Origin of the sequence: Acidovorax sp. SUPP1855, from assembly GCF_030158955.1 — a bacterium.
Taxonomy (GTDB): domain Bacteria; phylum Pseudomonadota; class Gammaproteobacteria; order Burkholderiales; family Burkholderiaceae_C; genus Paracidovorax.
In genome coordinates, this window is record NZ_BQXI01000003.1 from 88,907 (window position 1) to 105,542 (window position 16,636).

16 protein-coding genes are annotated in these 16,636 nt (G+C 68.6%); 14 read left to right on the top strand and 2 right to left on the bottom strand.

Translation table 11 applies throughout. The features are described 5' to 3' along the window. Positions 1-169 precede the first annotated feature (169 nt). The 10 genes from AVMA1855_RS03490 (at position 170) to AVMA1855_RS03535 (ending at position 10,061) form a co-directional block, all read left to right on the top strand. Positions 170-1,135, top strand: a complete 966-nt coding sequence (locus AVMA1855_RS03490) for a ferritin-like domain-containing protein (protein ID WP_272564799.1) — start codon at positions 170-172, stop codon at positions 1,133-1,135. 76 nt (positions 1,136-1,211) lie between these two features. Continuing rightward, a complete protein-coding gene (locus AVMA1855_RS03495; protein WP_284424621.1) occupies positions 1,212-2,132 on the top strand; it encodes a ZIP family metal transporter in 921 nt (306 codons plus the stop codon). Between the two features lie 110 nt (positions 2,133-2,242). Beyond that, positions 2,243-2,830: a GbsR/MarR family transcriptional regulator gene (locus AVMA1855_RS03500; protein ID WP_272564801.1), complete on the top strand. Its 588-nt coding sequence runs from the start codon at positions 2,243-2,245 to the stop codon at positions 2,828-2,830. A 6-nt stretch (positions 2,831-2,836) separates the two neighbouring features. Next, positions 2,837-4,204, top strand: a complete 1,368-nt coding sequence (locus AVMA1855_RS03505) for a cytochrome ubiquinol oxidase subunit I (RefSeq protein WP_284424622.1) — start codon at positions 2,837-2,839, stop codon at positions 4,202-4,204. Positions 4,205-4,220: 16 nt separating this feature from the next. Continuing rightward, positions 4,221-5,222 (top strand): cytochrome d ubiquinol oxidase subunit II, encoded by a 1,002-nt coding sequence (locus AVMA1855_RS03510; protein ID WP_502870259.1) that lies wholly within the window; start codon positions 4,221-4,223, stop codon positions 5,220-5,222. A 119-nt stretch (positions 5,223-5,341) separates the two neighbouring features. Then, positions 5,342-6,979, top strand: a complete 1,638-nt coding sequence (locus AVMA1855_RS03515; protein WP_272564805.1) for a histidine kinase famiy protein — start codon at positions 5,342-5,344, stop codon at positions 6,977-6,979. A 118-nt stretch (positions 6,980-7,097) separates the two neighbouring features. Then, on the top strand, positions 7,098-8,141 hold the full coding sequence (locus AVMA1855_RS03520) for an SAM-dependent methyltransferase (RefSeq protein WP_284424624.1): 1,044 nt from the start codon (positions 7,098-7,100) through the stop codon (positions 8,139-8,141). A gap of 10 nt (positions 8,142-8,151) precedes the next feature. Continuing rightward, the gene (locus AVMA1855_RS03525) at positions 8,152-8,958 is read left to right on the top strand and encodes a DUF1295 domain-containing protein (protein WP_284424625.1); all 807 of its coding nucleotides are present in this window, start codon (positions 8,152-8,154) and stop codon (positions 8,956-8,958) included. Next, positions 8,955-9,620, top strand: a complete 666-nt coding sequence (locus AVMA1855_RS03530; RefSeq protein ID WP_284424626.1) for a DUF6134 family protein — start codon at positions 8,955-8,957, stop codon at positions 9,618-9,620. Before AVMA1855_RS03525 ends, AVMA1855_RS03530 begins: the two co-directional genes overlap by 4 nt. A gap of 21 nt (positions 9,621-9,641) precedes the next feature. Beyond that, the gene (locus AVMA1855_RS03535) at positions 9,642-10,061 is read left to right on the top strand and encodes a DUF2177 family protein (protein WP_272564809.1); all 420 of its coding nucleotides are present in this window, start codon (positions 9,642-9,644) and stop codon (positions 10,059-10,061) included. A 42-nt stretch (positions 10,062-10,103) separates the two neighbouring features. Here AVMA1855_RS03535 and AVMA1855_RS03540 read toward each other — a convergent pair whose 3' ends face one another. Together AVMA1855_RS03540 and AVMA1855_RS03545 are read right to left on the bottom strand one after the other, a co-directional pair. After that, positions 10,104-10,763: a ChrR family anti-sigma-E factor gene (locus AVMA1855_RS03540; protein WP_284424627.1), complete on the bottom strand. Its 660-nt coding sequence runs from the start codon at positions 10,761-10,763 to the stop codon at positions 10,104-10,106. Continuing rightward, a complete protein-coding gene (locus AVMA1855_RS03545) occupies positions 10,760-11,302 on the bottom strand; it encodes a sigma-70 family RNA polymerase sigma factor (protein WP_284424628.1) in 543 nt (180 codons plus the stop codon). Before AVMA1855_RS03545 ends, AVMA1855_RS03540 begins: the two co-directional genes overlap by 4 nt. A gap of 233 nt (positions 11,303-11,535) precedes the next feature. Between AVMA1855_RS03545 and AVMA1855_RS03550 the strand changes: the two genes are divergently transcribed. The 4 genes from AVMA1855_RS03550 to AVMA1855_RS03565 are packed head-to-tail and all read left to right on the top strand — an operon-like array spanning position 11,536 to position 16,537. After that, positions 11,536-12,930: an NAD(P)/FAD-dependent oxidoreductase gene (locus tag AVMA1855_RS03550; RefSeq protein WP_284424629.1), complete on the top strand. Its 1,395-nt coding sequence runs from the start codon at positions 11,536-11,538 to the stop codon at positions 12,928-12,930. After that, a complete protein-coding gene (locus AVMA1855_RS03555; RefSeq protein WP_284424630.1) occupies positions 12,927-13,721 on the top strand; it encodes a DUF1365 domain-containing protein in 795 nt (264 codons plus the stop codon). Before AVMA1855_RS03550 ends, AVMA1855_RS03555 begins: the two co-directional genes overlap by 4 nt. Next, positions 13,718-15,019: an SAM-dependent methyltransferase gene (locus AVMA1855_RS03560; protein WP_284424631.1), complete on the top strand. Its 1,302-nt coding sequence runs from the start codon at positions 13,718-13,720 to the stop codon at positions 15,017-15,019. Before AVMA1855_RS03555 ends, AVMA1855_RS03560 begins: the two co-directional genes overlap by 4 nt. A gap of 51 nt (positions 15,020-15,070) precedes the next feature. Further along, complete coding sequence (locus AVMA1855_RS03565) at positions 15,071-16,537, top strand: SPOR domain-containing protein (protein ID WP_284424632.1); 1,467 nt, start codon at positions 15,071-15,073, stop codon at positions 16,535-16,537. Positions 16,538-16,636: the final 99 nt, after the last annotated feature.

Below are 16,636 nucleotides of genomic sequence, written 5' to 3' on the forward strand. Positions count from 1 at the left end.
ATCCGTTGCAGCACCAGCCCCGTACCCCACCACAGGAAGACGGCGGAGGCGATCCATGGCATGCAGTGCCGGGCATCGGCCGGCCCCGCTTTCCTGCCTCTCCGGCAACGGCTCCCTGCCGCTGGACCGACATGTGACCTTCGTGCTTCGCACACCACCAGGAACCACCATGATCGACATCCCTGCATCGCCCCTTGAAATCCTGCAACGCCGCTCCGACAAGCTCAAAGAGCGTCGGATGTTCTTTCGCAAGACCGGGGGCTTTGCCGCCGGCATGGCGGGAGGCGCCATCCTCACCGCGTGCGGCGGCGGATCGGGCCCGGCCGTCGGCGCCGACGCGCCCACCGACCCGGAGATTCTCAACTTCGCGCTGAACCTGGAGTACCTGGAGGCGCAGTTCTACCTCTACGCCACGACCGGCGCCGGCCTGCCCGATGCGCAGACCACCGGCACGGGCACGCGCGGCACCGTGATCGGCGGCACGAAGGTGCCCTTCTCCGACCCGGTGGTTGCGGCCTACGCCAAGGAGATTGCCGCCGACGAACTGGCCCATGTGAACTTCCTGCGGGCCGCCCTGGGATCGTCCGCCGTCGCCATGCCGTCGATCGACGTGGGCGGCACCGACCCGAACGGTGCCTTCTCCAAGGCAGCGCAGGCCTCGGGGCTGATCCCGGCCGGGACGGCCTTCAATCCCTACAAGGACGATCTGAGCTTTCTGCTGGGCGCCTTCATCTTCGAGGACGTGGGCGTCACGGCCTACAAGGGCGCCGCGCCGCTGATCCAGAACAAGACCTACCTGGAGGCCGCTGCCGGCATCCTGGCCGCAGAGGCCTACCACGCGGGCCTGGTGCGCACGGTGCTGTATTCGAAGGGCATCGATGCCCAGGCGGCGGCAGGCAAGATTTCCGACGCGCGCGACACCCTGGACAACTCCAAGGACCTGGACCAGGGTATCGCGCCCGACGCCAGCGGGGCGTCGAACATCGTTCCGCTGGACGCCAACGGCATCGCCTACAGCCGCTCTCCTGACGACGTGCTCAACATCGTCTATCTCACGCCCAACGCGGCCAGCCAGGGCGGATTCTTCCCGGCCGGTGTGAATGGCAGCCTGCGGCTGAGCAGCGTGTACATGTAGCCGTCTAGGCACCGCCGCGGCGTCGTGCCGCCGTGGTCTCCGCGCACCCCCGCCCATCCTTGCAGGAGTCCTTGCCATGCCATTGCATTCCCATGATCCGGCAAGCCATGCCGAAGTGCCCGCGCATCACGCCCTGTCCTGGCGCCAATGGCTGGGGCTGGGCATCGTGGCCGCGGGCCTGGCCATCCTCTCGGCACAGGCCATGGGGGGCCTGGTCAGCGGGGACGACCGGCTGCGCGGCGCCCTGCTGGGCGGGCTCATGGCCGCGGCAGCGACGGCGCTGGGCACGCTGCCCGTGCTGCTGTCGCAGAAGTTCTCGCAACGCACGCACGACACCATGCTCGGCTTCGGCGCCGGGGTCATGCTCGCGGCCAGTGCTTTCTCTCTCGTCATTCCCGCCCTGGCCGCGGCGAATTCCCAGGGCGCCGGGCCGTGGGGAGCGGGCGGCATCGTGGGCGCGGGCATCCTGGGCGGGGCCCTGTTGTTGCTGCTGATCGATCGCGCCGTGCCGCACGAGCATTTCGTGAAAGGGCTGGAAGGCCCGCAGGCCCGCGCCATCAAGCGCGCCTGGCTCTTCGTGCTCGCCATCACGCTGCACAACCTGCCCGAGGGCCTGGCCATCGGGGTCGCCTTCGCCGGCCCGGACGGCGTGGGTGCCAAGGCGCTGGCCGCGGGCATCTCCATCCAGGACGTACCCGAGGGCATGGTGGTGGCGCTGGCCCTGCGCGGCGTGGGCTACGGCCGCTGGATGTCCGCGGGCCTGGGCGTGGTGTCCGGCCTGATCGAGCCGGTGGCGGCCGTCATGGGCGTGGCACTGATCGGCCTGTCGGCCAGCCTGCTTCCCTGGGGGCTCGCTGCGGCCGCAGGCGCCATGCTGTACGTCATCAGCCACGAGATCATTCCGGAATCCCACCGCAAGAGGCACGAGGCCTTCGCCACGGGAGGACTGATGCTGGGCTTCGTGGTGATGATGCTGCTCGATACCGCCCTGGGATGAACGGCCCATCCCGGCTTTGCAACGCTTTCCATCGATGAATCGACCCTGATGTACTTATTGAATTTTCAGTAAATCCTGAAAACTCAGTAAACCTGAAGCACAATCGCGGCATGACACAGATCAAGCCGCTCCCCTCCCTGAATCGACAATTCGTGGCCCATTTCGGCGAAATGGGCAGCCGCTGGGGCATCAACCGCACCGTCGGGCAGATCTACGCCCTGCTCTACCTATCGCCGCGCCCTGTCAATGCGGATGAAATCGCCGAGACGCTGGAGTTTTCTCGCTCGAACGTGAGCATGGGCCTGAAGGAACTGCAGGCCTGGCGGCTCGTCCAGTTGCGCCACCAGCCGGGTGACCGGCGCGAGTACTTCGAAGCGCCGCAGGACGTGTGGCAGATCTTCCGCACCCTGGCCGAAGAGCGCCGGCGCCGCGAGATCGAGCCCACGCTGTCCATGCTGCGCATGGCCCTGCTGGAAGAGCCCACGTCCGAGGACGAACGCCATGCGCAGCAGCGCATGCAGGACATGCACGACCTCATCGACCGCCTGATGACCTGGTTCGACGACGTGCAGCGCCTCGCCCCGGAGACCGCGATGCAGCTCATGGGCATGGGCACCGCCGTCACGCGGGTGCTGGAGTTCAAGGACCGGCTCACCGGCAAGGGCGGCACCGGCAAGCAGGGCGGAAAGGACCGGTAGATCGCCATGGACACCTTCATGCTCTCGCGGATCCAGTTCGCGGCCAACATCAGCTTTCACATCCTGTTTCCCACCATCAACATCGCGCTGTGCTGGTTCCTGGTGTACTTCCGGCTGCGCCACCGGGCCGCCGCCGACACCCCGGCCGCGCAGGGCTGGGAGCAGGCCTACTACTTCTGGACCAAGGTCTTCGCGCTGACCTTCGCCCTCGGCGTGGTGTCGGGGGTGACCATGAGCTTTCAGTTCGGCACCAACTGGCCCGGCTTCATGGAGCGCGCCGGCAACATCGCGGGCCCGCTGCTGGGCTACGAGGTGTTCACCGCGTTCTTCCTGGAGGCGACATTCCTGGGCATCATGCTGTTCGGCCGCCAGCATGTGAGCGACCGCGTGCACCTGATCGCCACCCTGCTCGTGGCCGGGGGCACCACCCTGTCGGCCTTCTGGATCCTGAGCCTCAACTCCTGGATGCAGACGCCAGCAGGCTTCGAGATCATCGATGGCAAGTTCCACGCGGTGGACTGGCTGGCCATCGTCTTCAACCCCTCTTTCCCCTACCGCCTGGGCCACAAGCTGCTGGCGTCCACGCTGACCGCCGGTTTCCTGCTGGCCGGCGTGAGCGCCTGGCAGCTGATCCGCGGCACGGCCACGCTCGGCACGCCCTTGGCGCTGCGCGCCGCCCTCGTCGCGGTGGCCGTGGCCATTCCCGCGCAGATCCTGATGGGCGACATGCATGGCCTCAACACCTTGCAGCACCAGCCTGCCAAGATTGCCGCGATCGAAGGCATCTGGCACACCGAAAAGGGCGCGCCGCTCACGCTGTTCGGCTGGCCCAACGAGAAGGAGGGCCGCACCGACTACGCCGTGCAGATCCCCAAGGCCGCCAGCCTGATCCTGGCGCATAACAGCGAGGCCGAGCTCAAGGGCCTCGACGCATTCCAAGGCGCGCATCCGCCCGTCGCGCCCGTGTTCTGGAGCTTTCGGGTGATGGTCGGCATGGGAATGCTCATGCTGGCGGTGGCATGGTGGGGCGCCTTCGCGCTGTGGCGCCGCCGCAAGGAGGCCTTGCCCGTGGCGTCGCTCCCGCGCGCCCTGCTGTTCACCCTGGTGGCCATGACCTTCTCGGGCTGGGTGGCCACGCTGGCCGGCTGGTATGTGACCGAGATCGGACGCCAGCCCTACCTGGTGTACGGCCTGCTGCGCGCCGCCGACACGGTGGCGCAGCACCCACCCTCCACCGTGGCGATGTCGCTCACCGCCTATCTGGCGGTGTATGTCACGCTGCTGGTGAGCTATGTCGCCGTCATCAAGTACATGGCCGAACACGCTGCCATGCCCACGCCGGCGGTCCGCCCGCCGGCGCCGCAAGCCGTTTGAGGTGCCCGCCATGGAAATGACCCTTGCCAATGTTCTGCCCCTCGCCTTCATGGCGGTCATGGGCCTGGCCCTGCTGGCGTACGTGGTGCTGGACGGCTACGACCTGGGGGTGGGCATGCTGCTGCCCTTCGCCACCGATGCCGAAAAAGACACCATGGTCTCCAGCATCGGACCGTTCTGGGATGCCAACGAAACCTGGCTGGTGCTGGGCGTGGGCGTGCTGCTGGTGTGCTTTCCGATGGCCCACGGCGTGGTGCTTTCAGCGCTCTATGCGCCGGCCACCGTGATGCTGCTGGGCCTCATCCTGCGCGGCGTGGCGTTCGACTTCCGGGTGAAGGCGCGCGACGCGCACAAGACCGCCTGGAACCGCACCTTCGCCGCCGGCTCGCTGGTGACCACGCTCGCGCAGGGCTGGATGCTGGGCGCCTACGTGACCGGCTTCGCGGGAGGCCTGTGGCCCACGCTGTTCGCCGCCGGCATTGCTGCCACGCTGCCCGCGGCCTACTGCATGCTGGGTGCCGGCTGGCTGCTCATGAAGACCGAGGGCGACCTGCAGCGCAAGGCGTTGGCGTGGGGCCGCGCGGTGCTGTGGCCCATGGCCCTGGCCTTGGGCGCCATTTCGCTGGCGACGCCTTTGGTCAGCCACACGGTGTTCGAGAAATGGTTCGGGCTCCCCCAGCTCTTCGTGCTGCTGCCCATTCCCCTGGCCTGCGCCGCAGCGCTGTTCGCGATCCACCACGTGCTGCACACCCCGCGCATCGTGAACGCGGGCTACGGCTGGATCGTGTTCGTCGCCACCGTCGCAGTGTTCCTCCTCGCGTTCTTCGGGCTGGCGTACAGCCTCTATCCCTACATCGTCATCGACCGCATCACGGTTTGGCAGGCGGCGAGCGCGACAGAATCGCTCGCGGTGGTGGCTATCGGCGTGGGCATCACCCTGCCGGCCATCGTCGCCTACACCATCTTCATGTACCGGGTGTTCTGGGGCAAGGCGAAAGCGCTGACGTACGGGCTTTGATATGGCTGCCCGGGCACGCCATGCCATGGCAATCAGGGCCATGGCGGCGTGTGCACCTACACCGGCCGGGCAGATTTGGCCGGCCGTTGCGAAGACGATTGCATTAGGATTCCCGCAACATGAGCAGCAGCGAAAAGCCCCCCGTACCCGGCCCGTGGCAAGCCTACGTGGCCGAAGGCGCCCCCGGCGAAGTGTCCGACCACAAGGACGACATTTTCTTTGCGGCCATCGAAACCACCCGCATGCCCATGCTGGTGACCGACCCCCGACAGCCCGACAACCCCATCGTGTTCTGCAACCGGGCTTTCGTGGCGATGACGGGCTACTCCGTCCAGGAGATCATGGGGCACAACTGCCGATTCCTGCAGGGCCCGGCGACCGACCGCAACACCATTGCCGCCATCCGCGAAGCCATCGAGCAACGGCGCGAAATTTCGCTGGAGTTGCTCAACTACCGCAAGGACGGCTCCTCGTTCTGGAATGCCCTCTTCATCTCACCGGTCTACAACAGCCGGCGCGAGCTTGTCTATTTCTTCGCCTCGCAACTGGACGTGAGCCGGCGGCGCGATGCGGAGGAAGCCCTCTCGCAGGCGCAGAAGATGGAGGCCCTGGGCCAGCTCACCGGCGGCATCTCCCACGACTTCAACAACCTGCTCCAGGTGATGTCCGGGCACCTGGACGTCATGCGCGTCAAGAACCGCAACAACCGCCTGGGGCCGCAGGACATCGACCGCTCCATCGACAGCATTCGCAGTGCGGTATCCAAGGCATCCACGCTGACCCAGCAGTTGCTGGCCTTCTCGCGCAAGCAAAAGCTCAAAGGTCGGGTGGTCAATCTCAACAGCCTCGTCCGGGGCATGGCCACGCTGGCCGAACGCACGCTGGGCGAAGCCATCGAGATGGAATATGTGCTCGGCGAAGACCTGCCGAACTGCGAGCTGGACACGACGCAGCTCGAAGTGGCTGTGCTCAATCTGTTGCTGAACTCCCGTGATGCCATGCCCAACGGAGGCCGCATCCGCGTGGAAACCCAGGGCATCCACCTGGATGCGCAGGATGGCGACACCTTCTCCGGACTGCAGTCCGGCCACTACGCCACCATCTCCGTGACGGACACCGGCGCCGGCATCCCGCCCGAAGTGGTGTCGCGCGTGATGGACCCCTTCTTCACCACCAAGGAAGAAGGCAAGGGCACGGGCCTGGGCCTGTCGATGGTGTATGGCTTTGCCAAGCAGTCGGGCGGCGCAGTCACCATCTATTCGGAAGTGGGCCTGGGCACCACGGTGCGCATGTATTTCCCTGCCGTGCACGGCCGCCCCCATCCCGACCTGGCCGAATCGCTGACCCCGAAAAACCGGGGAGGCAGTGAAACCATCCTCGTGGTGGACGACCGGGTCGAGGTGGCCGAACTGGCCCAGGCCATGCTGGAGGGGCTGGGCTACACCGTGCACGTGGCGCACAGCGCCCACGCCGCGCTGAAACTGGTGCGGGCGTTGCCGCAGGACGCGCTGCCGGATCTGCTTTTCACCGACGTGGTGATGCCCGGGGGATTGAACGGCTACGAACTCGCGCGGGAGATGCGCAAGACCGTGGCGGGCATCCACATCCTGCTCACTACAGGGTTCGACCGCGACATGGGCAGCCTGGCCAACGTGGCGCCGACGGAGTTCGAGATCCTGAAAAAACCCTATCGGTTGGCGGACCTGGCACGCAGCGTGCGCATGGTGCTGGACGGCGCCACCGGCACCCGGACCTGACCGCATGCACCCGGGCGCGCGATGCAGTGAAATTTCGCGCCGCCAGCAATCCAATGGCCACAGGCCTGCGTACAGGAAGCAGGCCGCACATTCCGACGCGGCATTCCAGGAGCCGCACATGCCGAAAAGCACCGCCAATGCCATTCGATGGGCCGAGCAGGGCATCGTGCCCGACCAGATGGTGCGATACGGCATTAGCCGGCTTCTGAAAGAACGCCTTCAGGAAATGCGCAGCGGCGATGCCGAAGCCACGGCAGAGCAGACGCAGGCCTTCGTGGATGCCATGCGCAGGGCCGAGCTGGCACCGCTGCCCGACAAAGCCAACGAGCAGCACTACGAGGTGCCGGCCGAATTCTTCGGCGCGGTGCTCGGCCCGCATCGCAAGTACAGCAGCGGCTACTGGGGCGACGGAGCCGCCACCCTGGCGCAGGCAGAAGAAGCCGCGCTCCTGCGAACGTGCAAGCACGCCGGGCTGGCCGACGGGCAGCGCATTCTGGAGCTGGGCTGCGGCTGGGGGTCCCTCACGCTGTGGATGGCGCAGCGCTACCCCGCCAGCCGCATCACTGCCGTCTCCAATTCGCACTCGCAGCGCGCCTACATCAATGCGGAAGCGGCCAAGCGCGGTCTGTCCAACGTACAGGTGATCACCTGCGATTTCAACCGCTTCGACATTGCGGCCCGCTTCGACCGCATCGTTTCGGTGGAGATGTTCGAGCACCTTCGCAACTGGCCGCAGGCCTTCGCCAACGTATCGCGCTGGCTCGCACCCGGGGGCCGGTTCTTCATGCACGTATTCGCCCACCGCGAAGCGCCCTATCCGTTCGAGGAGCGCGATGCGAGCGACTGGATGAGCAAGCATTTCTTCTCCGGTGGCATGATGCCCAGCGACGATCTGGCCCTGCACTGCCAGGACGATCTGCAGTTGCGGCGGCGCTGGCGCTGGGACGGCACGCACTACGAACGCACGGCCCGCGCCTGGCTGGACAACATGGATCTGCAACACGATGCGCTCATGCCACTGTTCCGCCGCACCTACGGAGAGGACGCCCAGGCATGGTGGAGCCGGTGGCGCCTGTTTTTCCTGTCGGTGGAAGAACTCTTCGGCTTTGACGGCGGGCAGCAGTGGTGGGTGAGCCACTACCTGTTCGACCGACGCGACTGATCGGAACGGCATGAATGCATCGGCTACCGTCACCTGGGCCCTGTACGGCCTCGCCTGGGCCCTGTCCGCTTCCGTTGCCACATGGCTGGTGAGCCTGGCCCGCAAGGACGCCAGCCTGGCCGATCGCGCGTGGCCCGTGCTCATCGCCGGCTGCGGCGCCGTGTACGGGGCCTTGGCCCCGAGCCTCGGGGCCCGGGGCATTGCGTTGCTGCTGCTGTCGGGGATCTGGGGACTGCGGCTGTGCGCCTACATCACCGCACGCAATTGGGGGCACGGCGAAGACCACCGCTACCGCGCGATGCGCGAACGCAACCGCCCGAACTTCGCCGTCAAGAGCCTGTACCTCGTGTTCGGCCTGCAGGGCGTGCTGGCCTGGATCGTCTCGGCGCCTTTGCTGGCGGGTCTGGCGGCATCGCCCCACCCGCTGGGCACGATCGATGCGATCGGCATCGCCCTGGCCGGATTCGGCATCGTGTTCGAGGCGGTGGGCGATGCGCAGATGGCGCGCTTCAAGTCCGATCCCGCCCATGCGGAGCAGGTCATGGACCGGGGCCTGTGGCGGTTCACGCGCCACCCCAACTATTTCGGTGAAGCCTGCGTCTGGTGGGGCCTCTGGCTCTTGGCGCTCGCAGGCACGGGCTGGGCGGGCGTGTGGACCATCGTGTCACCCGCGCTCATGACGGTCCTGCTGCTGCGCGTGTCGGGCGTGGCGCTGCTGGAAAAAGACATCGCCGAGCGGCGCCCGGCCTACCGCGAGTACATGCTGCGCACCAATGCCTTCATTCCGGGACCACAGCGCACCGGAGGCCCCCGATGACCGGCCGCCTTGCATCCTGCGGCCGGCAAACCGCCTGGTGCGTTGCCGCCGCCTTGCTGTGGACCGCCACGGCCATGCCTGCGGCCGCGGCAATGCCGCCGGCCAACGAGTGGAATTTCCAGGTGGCCCTGGATGGCACGCCGATCGGTGAACACCGCTTTCGCCTGTCGGCGCCTGCGGCCCAAGAGCGTGTGCTGACCAGCGAAGCACGCTTTGCCGTCAAGCTGCTCGGCCTGGTGGTCTATCGCTACCGGCACGATGCCCGTGAACTTTGGCGAGATGGATGCCTTGAAGCCATCACCGCGGAGACGCAGGACGACGGCAAGGTCAACAAAGTGGACCTGCGCTTTCCCGCACCGGGCAGCACCACTCCGCCCGCCGAAGGCATGCCCGCGTGCACCTTGAGTTTTGCCTACTGGAACCCGGCCATCCGCAGCTCGACGCAGTTGCTCAATGCCCAGACCGGCAAGATCGATGCCGTGCAAGTGGTGCGGCAGGGCGAAGGCACCCTCGACGTGCGGGGCGAAACCGTGGCGGCAGTGCGCTGGCGCATCACCGGGCTGCCGCACCCGATCGACCTCTGGTATGCCGCCGACGGCGCGTGGATCGGCCTCGATTCCACCGTGGGCAGCGGCCGCCGACTCAGCTACCGATTGAAATAACCGACCCCCAGGAGAACACCCATGATGATCCGCCCCCTTGCCGTCGCCTATGCCTCCACGGCCCTGGTCTTCCTGGCGCTCGACGCCGTATGGCTCTCCACCATGGCCGACCGCCTTTACCGCCCCGCCATCGGGCACCTCATGCAGGACAAGTTTTCGGTGGCGCCTGCGGCGTTGTTCTATCTGATCTACGTCGCCGGCGTGGTCGTGATGGCGGTGTTGCCTGCGGTGGAGCAGCGCAGCTGGGCATCGGCCCTGGGCATGGGCGCCCTGCTGGGGCTGATCGCCTATGCCACCTACGACCTGACCAACCAGGCCACCCTGAAAGACTGGCCGTGGAGCGTGACGATCGCCGACATGTGCTGGGGCGCGTTCGTCACGGGCGCAGCCGCCACGGCAGCGTGCCTGGCCACCCTGCGCTGGGGCGGTCCGCTGCGCTGATTGGTTGTCGCCACCCGCCCTTCGACAAGGGCGCGCATCTGCTCACATGCCGGCGAGCGCGCCGACCCATCGCGCGATGGCGCCATCGAAAACCACCCGGCCCTCGATACCCGCCAGGCAGATGCATTCGCCGCCCGGCTCCACCACCGGCTGATGGTGGACCTGCCTATCGGCGCCGTCGAAATCTCCCGGGCCGAACCGCGCGCGCCCATCGTGGAAGGCGCCATGCAGCACCTGGGTCCATTCCACCTCGCTGTGCGTATGCTGCGGCAAACGCTTGCCCGCACCGATGCGCAGGAGCAGCACGTTGGCCTGGGCATCGTGAGGCAGGGTCACGCGGCTCCAGCGCATGCCGGGGCACAGCCAGCGCCAGGGGGAGACCTGGCAGGCATCGAGCGCATCGGGCCAGAAGGCGCCTTCCGGCCAGGACGCCGGGCGTGTCGATGACCGCCGGCCAGGGACAGGGCGATGTGCAGCGCCGTCGATGGCGGCCAGGGTGCACGCCAGGGCATCGGGCTGCAACGTGGCCGGGGCGATGCCGTCCAGCATGGCACCGCCGACCATTTCGAGTGTGCACAAGCGCTCGCGGCAGTGCGCGCACATGGCCACATGCGCCTGGATCAGCAGCGAGGCGGCCGCGGGCAGGTGCCCGGCGGCCTGGGCCAGCAGCACTTCGTCGGCAGGATGGTGTTGGATCGTCATGGCTCAAGGTGGCCGAGCAAGCGGCGCAAATGGTTCATCGCCAGGCGGACCCGCGATTTCACGGTGCCCAGCGGAATGCCCAGATCCTGCGCGATCCGGGCGTGGGGATGCTCTTCGAAGAAAGACAGCCGCAGCACCTGAGCCTGCTCGGGCGCCAGCTGCTGCAGGGCATGCCGCACGTCGCTCTCCTGTTGCGCGGCGTAGCAGTGTTCTTCAGGCGCGGGCGCCGTGTCGGGCAGCTGCTCGCCCTGGCCTTCGTCCTGTTCCAGCGCCAGATTGGATCGGCGCCGAAAGTGGTCCACCCGCAGGTTGCGCGCAATCGTGAACACCCAGGTGGAAACTCCGGCATCCGCCGGGTCGAACAGGTGCGCCTTGCGCCAGACACTGACCAGTGCCTCCTGAGCCAGGTCCTCCGCCACGCTCTCCGGGGTTCCGAGGCGCATGAGGTAAGCCTTCACGCGCGGAGCGAAGTGCTTGAACAGCGCCGCGAACGCCTGCCGGTCGCCCTGGGCGGCCACCGCCTGGACCAGGGCGCTCAACGCGTCTCCCGTCGGATGGGCTCCATGGGTGGGTGGCTGGGTCACGATCGACAAATAAGGAGGCCAGGATTTTCGAGGCCTGGAAGGCCGCTCTGCGGGCTGGCGGACGGTGGTCATGCTGCTCATACGCAACACCCGGCGGATTAGATCACGCCCATCTGGTGGAATCCAAACGCGTGGTCACTGCGTATACCGACACAATACTCCGCGAGGAGACTTCGAGGATGGACGCAATGACAATCCACGCGGCGCCCGCGCCCGCATCGCCCGCCAAGGCCGCCCCGGAGGGTCGGCCGCTGGACGTGGCCGTGATCGGCAGTGGCATTTCCGGCCTGTCGGCCGCGTGGCTGCTCGCCCAACGCCACCAGGTCACGCTGTTCGAGGCCGACCAGCGGCCCGGCGGCCACAGCCACACCGTCCACGTGCCCGGGCCGGAGGGCGACATCGCCGTGGACACCGGGTTCATCGTCTACAACGAATCGGCCTATCCCAACCTGACGGCGCTGTTCGCGCACCTGCAGGTGGCCACGCTGGCCACCGACATGTCCTTCGGCGTGAGCCTGGACGGCGGCGCACTCGAATACAGCGGCACCGGCTTCGGCGGCGTGTTCGCCCAGCGCCGCAATCTGCTGAGCCCCCGTTTCTGGTCGATGCTGCGCGATCTGGTGCGCTTTTACCGCCGGGCGCCCGCCGATGTCCGCCAACTGGGCGACCTCTCGCTCGATGCCTACCTCGACCAGCACGGCTATGGCCGGGCGTTCCGCGAGGACCACCTCTATCCCATGGCCGCCGCCATCTGGTCCACGCCCGCGGCGCGCATCGGCGAGTACCCCGTCCAGGCGTTCGTGCGCTTTTGCGAAAACCACCACCTGCTGAACCTCGGGCACCGCCCGGCCTGGCGCACCGTGCAAGGCGGCAGCCAGCGCTACGTGCAGAAGATCACGGAGGTTCTCGGGCAGGGGCTGCGGCTGGACAGCGCGGCCATCGAAGTGCGGCGCACCACCGATGGCGCCTACGTGCGCACGGGCGATGCGCAGGAATCGCGGCGCTTCGACCAGGTGGTCATCGCCACCCATGCCGACCAGGCCCTGCGCCTGCTGCCGGATGCGAGCCAGGCAGAGACCGACCTGCTCGGCGCCTTCGGCTACAGCCGCAACCGGGCCGTGCTGCACAACGACCCGGCCCTCATGCCCCGGCGCCGCGCGGTGTGGTCCAGCTGGAACTACGCCGCCGAGCGCGAACGCAGCGAGGCCCTGAGCGTGACCTACTGGATGAACCGCCTGCAGCACATTCCGGACGCCACCCCTCTGTTCCTCACCCTCAACCCGACGCAGGAGCCGCACCCCCGCCACCTGCTGCACACGCAGACCTACGAGCACCCGATCTTCAACGGCGCCGCCATGCAGGCCCAGCGATCGCTCTGGTCGCTGCAGGGCCAGCGGCGCACCTGGTTCTGCGGCGCCTACTTCGGCTCCGGGTTCCACGAAGACGGGCTGCAGGCCGGCCTCGCCGTGGCGGAGGCTCTGGGCGGCGTGCGCCGACCCTGGAGCGTGGACGACGAATCCGGCCGCATCCACCTGCCCGCGGCCTCTGCGCACGCAGCGGCACGCCCGGGAGCCGCGCGGTGACGGGCCAGTCAGCGCTCTATACCGGCCGCGTGATGCACCAGCGGCTCAGCCCGGCGCGGCACCGGCTGCAGTACCGCGTCTTTTCGCTGCTGATCGATCTGGACGAACTGGCAGGGCTCGACCGCCGCCTGCGGTTGTTTTCCGTCAACCGCTTCAACCTGTTCAGCCTGCACGAGAAGGACTACGGCGGCGCCGAGGGCCTGCCGATGCGCCAGCATGTGGAACAGCAACTGGCCCGGGCGGGGCTGGCGCCCGACGGCCGCATCCAGCTGCTGACCATGCCCCGCATCCTGGGCTACGCCTTCAACCCGCTGACCGTGTACTTCTGCCACCGGCTCGACGGCGCGCTCCAGGCCCTGCTCTACGAGGTGAACAACACCTTCGGCGAGCGCCACAGCTATCTGATTGCCGTCCCCGAAGCCGAGCAGCACGCCACCCGCATCCGGCAGTCGTGCGACAAGGAATTCCATGTATCGCCCTTTCTGGGGCTGTCGATGCGGTACGCCTTCGACATCGCCCTGCCCGCGGCGCAGCGCGACCACCTGGGCGTGGGCATCACGGCCAGCGATGCGAACGGACCCGTGCTGGTCGCGCGCTTCCATGCGCGCCGCCGGCCGCTCGACGACCGCGCCCTCGCCCGCACCTTCCTCACCCACCCGCTGCTCACGCTGAAAGTGATGGGCGCCATCCACTGGGAAGCCCTGAAACTCTGGATCAAAAGGGTGCCGCTGCACACCAAGCCGCCCGCGCCGGCCCTGCCCGTGACCATCATCAAAACCAAAGACCTATGACCCTCCCCACCCCCTCCACCGGACTTCCGACGGACGGCACGCATGCGGTCGCGTCGATGCCTCGCCGGGCCACCTGGCGGTCGCGGCCCCTGCAGCGCGTGCTGCGCCGCCTGCTGACCAACGTGCGCTGCGGCACCCTGACCGTGGAACTGCCCGGCGGCGAACGCGCCGAAGGCCGCGGCACCGAGCCCGGGCCCCACGGCACCCTCGTGCTGCACCGCTGGCGCCCGCTGTGGCGCCTGGCCGTGGGCGGCGACCTGGGCCTGGCGGAGAGCTACCGCCAGGGTGAATGGTCCAGCCCCGACCTGGCCGCCCTGCTGGAGCTGGGCGTGCGCAACGAGGCCGGCTGGGGCCGCGCGCTGCAGGCCAGCCTGCCGGCGCGGCTGCTGGCGCGGCTGTTCCACCTGCGCCGCGCCAACACCCGCCGGGGCAGCCGCCAGAACATCTCGTTCCACTACGACATGGGCAACGATTTCTATGCCCAGTGGCTGGACCCGGACATGCTCTATTCCAGCGCCATCTACGGCACGGGCCAGGAATCGCTGGAGCAGGCCCAGCAGGCCAAGCTGGCCCGCATCGCCACCCTGCTGGCACCCCGGGCCGGCGAACGCGTGCTGGAGATCGGCTGCGGCTGGGGCGCCCTGGCCATTGCCCTGGCCCGCGACACCGGCGCATCGGTGACCGGCCTCACCCTGTCGTCCGAGCAACTGCGCCACGCCCGCCAGCGCGTGCACGAAGAGGCGCTCACCGAGCACATCGACCTGCGGCTGCAGGACTACCGCGACGTCGAAGGCCAGTTCGACCACATCGTCTCCATCGAAATGCTGGAGGCCGTGGGCGAGCGCTACTGGCCGGCCTATTTCCAAACGCTCAAAGAGCGGCTGCGCCCCGGCGGCCGGGCGGTAGTGCAGGTCATCACCATCGCGGACGCACAGTTCGAGCAGTACCGCAGCACCACCGACTTCATCCAGCGCTACATCTTTCCGGGCGGCATGCTGCCCTCGCCCTCGCGGCTGCGGCAAGCGCTGGCGAACGCGGGCTTGGCGCTGCAGGCCGCGGAAACCTTCGGCCCCAGCTATGCGACCACCCTGGCCGAATGGCGCCACCGCTTCCTGAGCGCCTGGCCCACGATCGAGCCGCTGGGCTTCGATGCGCCGTTCCGTCGGCTGTGGGAGTACTACCTGTGCTATTGCGAAGCCGGCTTCAGCACCGGCCGGGTGGACGTGGGCCTGTACACCATCGTCCATGCGCCGCCGGGCGCCCCGGACACGCCTGGCGCATCGCACCGTCCCGGGTAAACCGCACGCGCCCAGCGCCCCACACGGCGGGGTGCGTGCCAGAATCTCGCCATGCTTGCCCACACGGCTTATTCGGCCCATGCCGCCCTCGTTCCGCGCCGCTCCGACGACACCACGATGGGAACGCTCTACCGCGCCGCGATCGGCCCGGTCAATGCCGACTACTACCTGCCCGCCTTCGAGCGGCTGGACACCGCGGGCCGCCCGCTGCCGCGCTGGAACTGGGCCGCGGCCCTGTGCACGCTGAACTGGCTGGTGTTCCGCCAGCTCTGGGGGGCCGCCCTCGTCTATGTGGCGGCCCTCGAAGGCGTGGCGCTGCTGGTGTTCGCGCTGGGCCAGTACGTGGCGCAGTGGCCGCTGCCGGTGCTGTCGGGCGTGCTGCTCGCTCTCCTGCTGGCCGCCACGGTGGTGCCCGGGCTCTACGGCGACGCCATCTTCCACGCCGAGGTGCGCAAGCGCATCACCAAGGCGCTATCGGCCTCGGCCACCTTGCCCCAGGCGGGCGAATGGCTCGCCCGCCGCGCAGCGACCCGGCGCCGGCTGGGGTGGATCGCCGCGGCCAACGTGGCGCTGGCGGTGGCCGCGCTGGCGCTGTACCTGCTGCTGCCTGCCGGGGCTTCTTTGGCAGGCCCTTCCGCCGGCAGCCCCCCTGCGGCAGCGCCCACGCCCGCCGCATCGGCCGTGCCAGCGACCGCCATCGGGGTGGCACCTGCCGCCAGGCCGGCGGCATCGAATGGGGCCAGCGGTGCCGTGCTGGCCGAAGCGCCGGCCACCGCCCCGCTCCCCGGCCCCGCCCCCCCCGCAGCCGGGGCCAGTGCGCCCGCTGCGCCCGTCCCTGCGGCTTCGCTGCCGGCGAAAGCACAAGCCCCGCAAGCCACTCCGCGCGCGCCAGCGGCCTCCTCCGCCGCGGCCCCGGCCATAGCGGTTCCGGCATCCGCCGTCGCCTCCCAGGTCCCGGCAGAACCCACGCGGGCCACGGCGCTCAGCGCGTCCTCCCCCGTGCAGTCGCCCGCCGCCCGGCCCGCTCCATCCGCGGCCTCCGTACCCACCACCGTGCCAGCGCAGGCGGCAGCCGCATCGGCACCAGCGTCGGCCCCGGCCACGGCGGCCTCGAAAGCCGCACCCGCCAGCCGCGCGGCTGCCGAACCTGCCAAACCGCGCGCCTCTGCGCCCAAGCCAGCCGCGGCTCGGACGGCGACGGCCCCGGAGAAAGCCGCCGCCTCGACCACCAGTGCCTCCAGTAGCGTCAGCTCGACCTCCGCCGCCGACCGGCGCCTGTACATCAACGTCGGCCTCTTTGCCGAACCCGCCAATGCGCGCCGCGCCCATGCCCGGCTGCGGGAGGCCGGCTTGCCGGCCACGTCGCAGCCCGTCACCACCTCGGGCGGGCAGAAGCTGCTGCGCGTGCGGGTGGGGCCGTTCGCCTCCGCGTCGCAAGCCAACGCGGCGGCGGCCAAGGTGCGCGACCTGGGCCTGGATGCTTCCGCGGCGGCGCTCCCTGCGCCGGCGCGGAATTGACCCTTCGGCCCCCCCTGGCCGAGGGGACGGCGCGGGGACCGCTGCCGCGTTACCACTGGTGACCCTGCCGCCAACACCCTGCGCTAAGGTGTGCTCCTT

Bases quoted from the DNA above. Each gene is read 5' to 3' on its own strand.
- AVMA1855_RS03500 (WP_272564801.1), top strand. From the start codon at position 2,243: ATGACACAGATCAAGCCGCTCCCCTCCCTGAATCGACAATTCGTGGCC.
- AVMA1855_RS03560 (WP_284424631.1), top strand. From the start codon at position 13,718: ATGACCCTCCCCACCCCCTCCACCGGACTTCCGACGGACGGCACGCAT.
- AVMA1855_RS03515 (WP_272564805.1), top strand. From the start codon at position 5,342: ATGAGCAGCAGCGAAAAGCCCCCCGTACCCGGCCCGTGGCAAGCCTAC.
- AVMA1855_RS03510 (WP_502870259.1), top strand. From the start codon at position 4,221: ATGACCCTTGCCAATGTTCTGCCCCTCGCCTTCATGGCGGTCATGGGC.
- AVMA1855_RS03525 (WP_284424625.1), top strand. From the start codon at position 8,152: ATGAATGCATCGGCTACCGTCACCTGGGCCCTGTACGGCCTCGCCTGG.
- AVMA1855_RS03490 (WP_272564799.1), top strand. From the start codon at position 170: ATGATCGACATCCCTGCATCGCCCCTTGAAATCCTGCAACGCCGCTCC.
- AVMA1855_RS03530 (WP_284424626.1), top strand. From the start codon at position 8,955: ATGACCGGCCGCCTTGCATCCTGCGGCCGGCAAACCGCCTGGTGCGTT.
- AVMA1855_RS03540 (WP_284424627.1), bottom strand. From the start codon at position 10,763: ATGACGATCCAACACCATCCTGCCGACGAAGTGCTGCTGGCCCAGGCC.
- AVMA1855_RS03565 (WP_284424632.1), top strand. From the start codon at position 15,071: ATGCTTGCCCACACGGCTTATTCGGCCCATGCCGCCCTCGTTCCGCGC.
- AVMA1855_RS03495 (WP_284424621.1), top strand. From the start codon at position 1,212: ATGCCATTGCATTCCCATGATCCGGCAAGCCATGCCGAAGTGCCCGCG.
- AVMA1855_RS03505 (WP_284424622.1), top strand. From the start codon at position 2,837: ATGGACACCTTCATGCTCTCGCGGATCCAGTTCGCGGCCAACATCAGC.
- AVMA1855_RS03550 (WP_284424629.1), top strand. From the start codon at position 11,536: ATGACAATCCACGCGGCGCCCGCGCCCGCATCGCCCGCCAAGGCCGCC.
- AVMA1855_RS03520 (WP_284424624.1), top strand. From the start codon at position 7,098: ATGCCGAAAAGCACCGCCAATGCCATTCGATGGGCCGAGCAGGGCATC.
- AVMA1855_RS03535 (WP_272564809.1), top strand. From the start codon at position 9,642: ATGATGATCCGCCCCCTTGCCGTCGCCTATGCCTCCACGGCCCTGGTC.